Source organism: Streptomyces purpurogeneiscleroticus, from assembly GCF_020024005.1.
Lineage (GTDB): Bacteria > Actinomycetota > Actinomycetes > Streptomycetales > Streptomycetaceae > Streptomyces > Streptomyces purpurogeneiscleroticus.
The window spans coordinates 1-8,082 of sequence record NZ_NHSG01000080.1; the positions used below are offsets into that span (position 1 = coordinate 1).

The 8,082-nt window shown below is 71.9% G+C and carries 7 protein-coding genes and 1 pseudogene; 5 read left to right on the forward strand and 3 right to left on the reverse strand.

All coding sequences use genetic code 11. The features are described from left to right. On the reverse strand, positions 1 to 663 hold a 663-nt coding region (locus CCS38_RS02465; RefSeq protein ID WP_223731525.1), incomplete at its 3' end, for a cell division protein PerM. Positions 664 to 846: 183 nt separating this feature from the next. Between CCS38_RS02465 and CCS38_RS02470 the strand changes: the two genes are divergently transcribed. Further along, positions 847 to 1,608, forward strand: a complete 762-nt coding sequence (locus tag CCS38_RS02470; protein WP_308050650.1) for an RNA polymerase sigma factor — start codon at positions 847 to 849, stop codon at positions 1,606 to 1,608. A gap of 116 nt (positions 1,609 to 1,724) precedes the next feature. Here CCS38_RS02470 and sucD read toward each other — a convergent pair whose 3' ends face one another. After that, the gene (gene sucD / locus CCS38_RS02475) at positions 1,725 to 2,609 is read right to left on the reverse strand and encodes a succinate--CoA ligase subunit alpha (protein WP_223731522.1); all 885 of its coding nucleotides are present in this window, start codon (positions 2,607 to 2,609) and stop codon (positions 1,725 to 1,727) included. A 21-nt stretch (positions 2,610 to 2,630) separates the two neighbouring features. After that, positions 2,631 to 3,809, reverse strand: coding sequence for an ADP-forming succinate--CoA ligase subunit beta (gene sucC / locus CCS38_RS02480; protein ID WP_030254201.1), 1,179 nt, complete (start codon positions 3,807 to 3,809; stop codon positions 2,631 to 2,633). Positions 3,810 to 4,517: 708 nt separating this feature from the next. On the opposite strand from sucC, the gene CCS38_RS02485 reads away from it, so the two are divergent. The 4 genes and pseudogenes from CCS38_RS02485 to CCS38_RS02500 form a co-directional block, all read left to right on the forward strand. Then, positions 4,518 to 6,365: a phage tail sheath C-terminal domain-containing protein gene (locus CCS38_RS02485; RefSeq protein WP_223731523.1), complete on the forward strand. Its 1,848-nt coding sequence runs from the start codon at positions 4,518 to 4,520 to the stop codon at positions 6,363 to 6,365. 44 nt (positions 6,366 to 6,409) lie between these two features. Then, a complete protein-coding gene (locus CCS38_RS02490; RefSeq protein WP_030254205.1) occupies positions 6,410 to 6,934 on the forward strand; it encodes a phage tail protein in 525 nt (174 codons plus the stop codon). A 35-nt stretch (positions 6,935 to 6,969) separates the two neighbouring features. Next, a complete protein-coding gene (locus CCS38_RS02495) occupies positions 6,970 to 7,725 on the forward strand; it encodes a T4 family baseplate hub assembly chaperone (RefSeq protein ID WP_223731524.1) in 756 nt (251 codons plus the stop codon). Beyond that, a pseudogene (locus CCS38_RS02500) lies at positions 7,718 to 8,082 on the forward strand (hypothetical protein); the annotation flags it as partial. The gene CCS38_RS02495 and the pseudogene CCS38_RS02500, both read left to right, overlap by 8 nt.

Here is an 8,082-nt window from a genome sequence, read left to right on the forward strand (position 1 = left end):
GGGCGGGGCGAGCGCCGCGCGCACGCCGGGCGGCAGCGCGGCCCAGACCCGCCGGGCGCGCGCCGGCATCGGCAGTACGGTACGCAGCCCGACCGTGCGCGCCGCCACCACGGCCACCGTGCCCGCGGCGGTGAAGGGCACGCACAGCAGCGCGCTGACCGGCGCGACCCGCAGCGCCCCTGACGCGGCGTAGGCCACGGCGGCCGCGGCGGTCAGCAGGTATCCGCCGAGGAACCGGCCGAGCACGGCGCCCGGGGAAGCGGGGCGGCGCAGCGGTCCCGTACCGCGCGCCGGCCGTCGCGGCCCGCCCTCCGCCGCCGACAGGGCGCGCTGGGCGCAGCGGTACAGCAGCCATACGGGAACGGCGACGAGGAGCAGCGGCGTCACGCCCACCGGCACGGCCGCGGCGCCCGGCCCCGCCGTCCGTACGAGGTCCGCGCCGTGCGCGAGCAGCCACAGGTCGGCGGCGATGTGCAGCGCGCCGGAGGGGCTGCCGGCGACCGGCGCCGGCGCGATGATCCACAGGAGGAGTACGGAGACGGTGCAGACGCCGAGGCCCAGCCCGGCGGTCACCGCCCCCGCGAGGAACGCGCCGCCGGTCGTGGCGGCGGGCTGCGCGGCGGCCCCGCCCGGCGTGGCCGCCGTCGGTCCGTTGTCGGTCATCTGGCTCACGCCGCCATGCTCCCAACAACACCCGTTTCCACTACGCAGCGGGCGAATGCCGGACGTGTCGCCCAAGATACGTTTATGGGATTTACAACCCGGACAGCCCGAAAGTCCCAGCAGCCCCGATCACCCCGGAAGGACGCCGGCCCGGCTGACGTACCGTCACCGGCGACCGGTGACGTGCCCTCACCCGCGGCCGCCTTCGACGCCCTGTACGTCCGGCATGCGCCGGCGCTCGCCCGGCAGACGTTCCTCCTCACCGGGCGGCCGCGCCTCTCCCGCGAGGCCGTCGAGTGGGGCTTCCAGCTGGCCTGGCAGCGCTGGCCGGAGGTGGCCAGGGACCTCGACCCGGCCGGCTGGGTGCGGGCCGCGGCACACGAGTACGCGCTCTCCCCCTGGCACCGCTTCCGCCTCAGCACCTTCCGGTCCCCCGCGAAGGCGGCGGGCAGCGACCGGCCCGATCCGCTGCTGGCCGCCCTGCTGCGGCTGCCCGCGCCCTACCGCCGCGCCCTGCTGCTCCACGACGCCGTCGGCCTGGAGCTGCCCGAGGCCGCGGCCGAGATCGAGGCGAGCACGCCGGCCGCGCACGGGCGGCTCACGTACGCCCGCGAGGCGCTGGCCGGGCGGCTGCCGGAGCTGGGGCTGGCCGGCGAGCCGCCGGCCCGGCAGCGGGAGATCCTCTGCGAGCGGCTGGCGCGGCTGGCGGCGGCGCATCCGGTACCGACGGCGGCGGCGCGTGCCGTACGGACCGGCAGCGAGCGCAGCACCCGGCGGATGACGCGCAGCGCGATCGGGCTGACCGGGCTGATCGTGGCGGTCACGGCCGCCTCCTTGTGGGCGGGGACCGGCGAACAGTACGTCCAGCCGCCCGTGCGGCCCGGCGCGCCCGCGGGCCCGGCCGGCGACGCGCACGCCGAGCACGACCCGCAGCACCGCCCCTGACGCGGGGCCCGGCACAGACGAACGCGGACCCGTACACCCCCCAAGGGAGTACGGGTCCGCGCTCGGAAAAGCTACGCGCACGCCACGTCAGGGACGCAGCGCCGCGCCGCGCTCAGTCAGCCGGCGAGCAGCTCACGGGCGAGCTCGGCGGTCTCGGTCGGGGTCTTGCCGACCTTGACACCGGCGGCCTCGAGGGCCTCCTTCTTCGCCTGGGCGGTGCCCGAGGAGCCGGAGACGATGGCGCCGGCGTGGCCCATGGTCTTGCCCTCGGGGGCGGTGAAGCCCGCGACGTAGCCGACGACCGGCTTGGTGACGTTGGCCTTGATGAAGTCGGCCGCACGCTCCTCGGCGTCGCCGCCGATCTCACCGATCATGACGATCAGGTCGGTGTCGGGGTCCGCCTCGAACGCCTCGAGGGCGTCGATGTGGGTGGTGCCGATGACCGGGTCGCCACCGATGCCGACGGCCGACGAGAAGCCGATGTCACGGAGCTCGTACATCATCTGGTACGTCAGCGTGCCGGACTTCGAGACCAGGCCGATGCGGCCCGGCTTCGTGATGTCGCCCGGGATGATGCCGGCGTTGGACTGGCCCGGGGTGATGAGACCGGGGCAGTTCGGGCCGATGATGCGGGTCTTGTTGCCCTTGGCCTTCGCGTACGCCCAGAAGGCGGCGGAGTCGTGGACAGCGATGCCCTCGGTGATCACCACGGCGAGCGGGATCTCGGCGTCGATGGCCTCGATGACGGCGGCCTTGGAGAAGGCCGGCGGCACGAAGAGGACGGAGACGTTGGCGCCCGTCTTCTCCATGGCCTCCTTGACCGAGCCGAAGACCGGTACGGAGGTGCCGTCGAAGTCGACCTCGGTGCCGGCCTTGCGCGGGTTCACGCCGCCGACGATGTTCGTGCCGTCACCCAGCATGAGCTTGGTGTGCTTCATGCCCGTGGCACCGGTCATGCCCTGGACGATGACCTTGCTGTCCTTGTTGAGGAAGATAGCCATTGTTCTGGAGTCCCTCTTCCCTTACTTCGCAGCCGCGAGCTCGGCGGCCTTGTCGGCCGCGCCGTCCATGGTGTCCACGCGCTGCACGAGCGGGTGGTTCGCGTCCGACAGGATCTTGCGACCCAGCTCCGCGTTGTTGCCGTCCAGGCGGACGACCAGCGGCTTGTTGACGTCCTCGCCCTTGGACTTCAGCAGCTCCAGGGCCTGCACGATGCCGTTGGCGACCTCGTCGCAGGCGGTGATGCCACCGAAGACGTTGACGAACACGGACTTGACGTCCGGGTCGCCGAGGATGATCTCCAGGCCGTTCGCCATGACCTCGGCGGAGGCGCCGCCACCGATGTCGAGGAAGTTGGCGGGCTTGACGCCGGAGTGCTTCTCACCGGCGTAGGCGACCACGTCGAGGGTGCTCATGACGAGGCCCGCGCCGTTGCCGATGATGCCGACCTGGCCGTCGAGCTTGACGTAGTTCAGGCCCTTGGCCTTGGCGGCAGCCTCGAGCGGGTTGGCTGCGGCCTTGTCCTCCAGGGCCTCGTGCTCCGGCTGGCGGAACTCGGCGTTGGCGTCCAGGGACACCTTGCCGTCCAGCGCCAGGATGTCACCGGAGGCGACCTTGGCGAGCGGGTTGACCTCGACGAGGAGCGCGTCCTCGGCGACGAAGGTGTCCCACAGGGTCACCATGACCTCGGCGACCTTCTCGGCGACCTCGGCCGGGAACTTCGCCTGGGCGACGATCTCGCGGGCCTTCTCGATGGTCACACCCTCGATGGAGTCGACCGGAACCTTCGCGAGGGCCTCGGGGGTCTTCTCCGCGACCTCCTCGATGTCCATGCCGCCCTGCACCGACGCCATGGCGAGGAAGGTGCGGTTGGTGCGGTCGAGGAGGTACGAGACGTAGTACTCCTCGAGGATTTCCGGAGCGGTCTCCGCGATCATCACCTTGTGGACCGTGTGGCCCTTGATGTCCATCCCGAGGATGTCCGTCGCGCGAGCGACGGCCTCGTCCGGGGTGGCGGCCAGCTTCACGCCGCCGGCCTTGCCGCGGCCGCCGACCTTCACCTGGGCCTTGACGACCGACTTGCCGCCAAGACGCTCGGTCGCCTCGCGGGCCGCCTCAGGCGTGTCAATGACTTCACCGGCCAGCACCGGTACACCGTGCTTGGCGAAGAGGTCCCTCGCCTGGTACTCGAACAGGTCCACGCGCGTCCGTCCCTTTGCTAATCAAGTAGCCCGCGAGTCGTGGTGATCGCGGATTCGTTGTCTGCGCGGGCGTGCCGCGAAGGCAGGGTGACAACGCAGTCACAGCAAGGGCGTACATCGTCAGCCGGCACGCGGCATGTCCGTCTCGCAGGTTATCCCCGCTGCACCGGCCCTCCTAAATCGCAGATCACACTGCGGCGGTGATTACCGTCACAGATCACGCGGACGGAGGCGCGCGTCACACCGGCCGGCCGGACTCGGCCGGATCTCGACGGTGGCCCGCACCACCCCCTCACACGGAGTACACCCGTCCGCTGCCGGACCTCCCCCCATGGCGCGCAACCGCTGCCCGGTATGCACCGGGGCGACCCGCTCACGGGCGGTACGGCCCCGACACGCACCGCAGCCGTCCGCTTACCGGACCGCACCGGCCCACACAACTCCTTCGCAAAAGCTGACCGGAACGCGTCCTTGACCCCTCAACTCACAGCCTTGGAGACTGCGTTGTGCACTTACGCATCAGGAGTCACAGGCCGGCGTCACAAGCGGCGGCCTGGTCCCGGAAGACCGAAACTCGCCGGGGCGGACGGGGGAGACTGATGAGCAGTGCGCGGCCGCGTAGGGGCGCGGTGGCGTCAGCTTGGCCACCTCCTCCCCACCTCCCTCTTGGTGCCCTCTTACTCGGTGCCTGAAGGGATTGGAGGGGGAATGCCGACAAACGCGACCTATCCCGGCGTCTACGTCGAAGAGCTTCCCAGCAGCGTCCGTACCATCGCCACCGTCACCACCTCGGTGACCGCCTTCGTGGGACACACCCGGCGGGGTCCGCTCAACCACCCGGTGCGCGTCACCAGCTTCGCCGACTTCGAGCGCCGCTTCGGCGGCCTGACCTCGAAGAGTCCGCTCAGCTACGCCGTGCACCAGTTCTTCGGCAACGGCGGCACCGTCGCCGTGATCGTCCGGGCCGTCAAGGCGGGCACCGGCGAAGAGGCATGCGTCACCCTGGAGTCCACCGAGGGGCACAGCGAGTGCCCGGTGCTGGAGGTGCACGCCAAGGAGCCCGGTATCTGGGGCGACGGCCTGCGGGTCGCCGTCGACCACGACACCACGGCCTGTGAGGAGACGTTCAACCTCCAGGTCCTCGACGCCAAGGGCACGGCCCGCGAGTCCTACGGCAACCTGTCCATGGACCCCGAGAGCGGCCGGTACGCCGAGACCGTGATCAACGCGGGCTCCCAGCTGATCCGCGTCAAGGTCCTCGACGAGGGGCGCCCCGACCCCTCCGGCACGGTCTCCAAGCCGTTCGCGCACGAGCTGCCCGACCTGGCCGTGGACCTCACCGTCAAGATCGGCGAGGTGGAGCGCGAGTTCACGCTCTACGACCCGGACCAGGACGGCGAGGCCCCCTGCACCGTCACCGAGCTCGCCCTCCTCCTGGAGCGCAAGCTGCGCGCGCTGCCGGACGCCCCGGGCAAGCACGCCTTCGCGGGCGCCCAGGTCACCGCCTTCGGCCGCCGCCTCCAGGTGGTCGCCGGGTCGGCCGACCCCGAGGACGTGGTGCGGTTCGTCGGCGAGTGCGCCAACGACCTGGGCCTGGAGGCGTCGGTCAACCCGCCCGTCTTCCCGCTCTCCGGCGGCGTGGACGGCGACGCGCCGGGCCCGCGCGACATCATCGGCAGCGAGGCCCGCAAGACCGGCCTGCAGGCGCTGCGCGACGTCGACGACGTGAACCTGCTGTCGCTGCCGGAGCTCTCCGCGTACGAGAACACCGAGGACATGGTCACGGTGCTCTCGGCCGCCGAGCGGCTCTGCCAGGAGCGGCGCATCTTCCACCTGGTGGACGCGCCCTCGACCTGGGTCTCCGTGGACTCCGCGCGGGCCGGCATCGGCGCCCTGGACTCGGTCCGCGGCAACCACTCCGGGCTGTACTTCCCGCACCTCCAGCTCACCGACCCGCTCACCGGCCGGCTCCGCACCTTCCCGCCGTCCGGCGCCATCGCGGGTGTGATCGCCCGTACGGACGGCGAGCGCGGCGTGTGGAAGGCGCCGGCGGGCACCGAGGCGCGCCTGGCGGGCGTGCACTCCCTCTCGGTCAAGCTCACCGACCGGGAGAACGGCCTGCTCAACCCGCTGGGCATCAACTGCCTGCGGACCTTCCCGATGGTCGGCCCGGTGGTCTGGGGCGCCCGCACGCTGCAGGGCGCCGACGCGCTGGACAGCGAGTGGAAGTACGTACCGGTCCGCCGCCTCGCGCTGCACGTCGAGGAGTCCCTGCTGCGCGGCCTGCAGTGGGTGGTCTTCGAGCCCAACAACGAGCAGCTGTGGCAGCAGATCCGGCTCAACGCCTCGTCGTACCTGCACGGCCTGTTCCAGCAGGGCGCCTTCAAGGGCGGCACGCCGCGCGAGGCGTACTTCGTCAAGTGCGACAAGGACACCACGACCGCCGAGGACATCGACAACGGCATCGTCAACGTCGTCGTCGGCATCGCGCCGGTCAAGCCCGCGGAGTTCGTGATCGTCAAGATCCAGCAGATGGCCGGGCAGTTCGAGCTCTAGCCACGCATCCGTCAGCGAAGGAATCTAGGCAACGAAGGAATCCGATGGCTGAGTTCACCATCAACGCCCATCGCTTCGACCCGTACAAGAACTTCAAGTTCCTGGTCCTGTGGGACGGTCGGACGGTCGCGGGCATCAGCAAGATATCCCCGCTCAAGCGCACCACCGAGGTCGTCAAGCACCGGCACGGCGGCGACCCCAGCTCGCCGCGGAAGTCGCCCGGACGCTCGGAGTTCGAGGGCATCACCCTGGAGCGCGGGGTCACCCACGACCCGGAGTTCGACCGCTGGGCCAACAAGGTCTGGCAGGTCGGCGCGGGACTGGGTTCGGAGGTGTCGCTCGCGGACTTCCGCAAGGACATCGTCATCCAGGTCCTGAACGAGGCCGGTCAGGTCGCCGTCTCGCACAAGATCTACCGGGCCTGGCCGAGCGAGTACCAGGTGCTCGGCGAGATGGACGCCAACGCCAACGCGGTGGCGATCCAGAGCCTGAAGCTGGAGTGCGAGGGCTGGGAGCGGGACTACGAGGTCGAGGAGCCGCAGGAGCCCTCGTTCACGCACCCCGCCTGAGTCACCCCGTACAGCGAGACACGACGAGGTGAGGAATGGCGGTCACCGGGCCCGCTGAGCTGCTGGCCACCTGGGAGGCCGGGCTGGCCCTCCAGGACAGCGGCCGTGCCCTGCTGCTGCACCGCGCCGCCCGCCCCGAGGCCGGCACCGACGCACTGCTGTCGGTGCCGGCCGGGGAACGGGCCGCCGACCTGTTCGCGCTGCGCCGCGCGCTCTTCGGCGAGCGGATGCAGGTCAAGCTGGCGTGTGCGGACCCGGAGTGCGGCGCGGCGATGGAGTTCGAGCTGGACGCGGCCGAGCTGGGCGCGGTCCGGCCCGCGCCGCCCGAGGACGGCCTGCGGGTCGCCGAGGACGGCTGGTCGGTGACCTTCCGGCTGCCGGCCGTCGCCGACCTCACCGAGGCCGCGGCCGCCGCCACGGACGCGGCGGACGCCCGGCGGCTGCTGGGTGCGCGCTGCGTGCTCACGGCGGTACGGAACGGCCGTACGGCGACGGAGGAGGAGTACGCGCGGCTGCCGGAAGCGGTACTGAAGCGGTTCGCCGAGGCGGTCGAGCAGGCCGACCCCGGCGCCGAGGTCACGCTGAACATCGCCTGCCCCGAGTGCGGCGCGGCCACCCCGGCCGAGCTGGACATCGCCGCCTACCTGTGGACCGAACTGGACGCCTGGGCGCGTGACGTGCTCCTGGACGTCCACCTGCTCGCCTCCGCCTACGGCTGGAGCGAGCCCGAGATCCTGGCGCTCAGCCCGCTGCGGCGCCGCTACTACCTGGAGCTGTGCGCTGATGTCTGACGACTACTTGGGGCGGCTGGTGGCGCGGTACGCGTTGCCGGGCGCGTCCGGCGGTGGTGCGGGGGCGGCCCGGCGCACGCTCGTACAGCCGCGCCTGCCCGGCCCCTTCGAGCGCATCGAGGCACTGGGCAGCGCGCCCGCGGAGCCGTACGCCCCGGCCGCGCGGTACCCGCACGCGCCGCTGACCGCTCCCGCCGAACAGGTCCTTCTCCAGCGGGAGATCAGGACCACCGAACGGGAGACGACCGTGCTGCGGCCGGAGCCCGCGCGCCCGGACGCCGTGGAGCCTGTCGAGCGGCCCGTACGGCCGACGGCCCCGCTGCTGCGGCCCGCGGCACGGCCGGAGCCGGGGCTGCG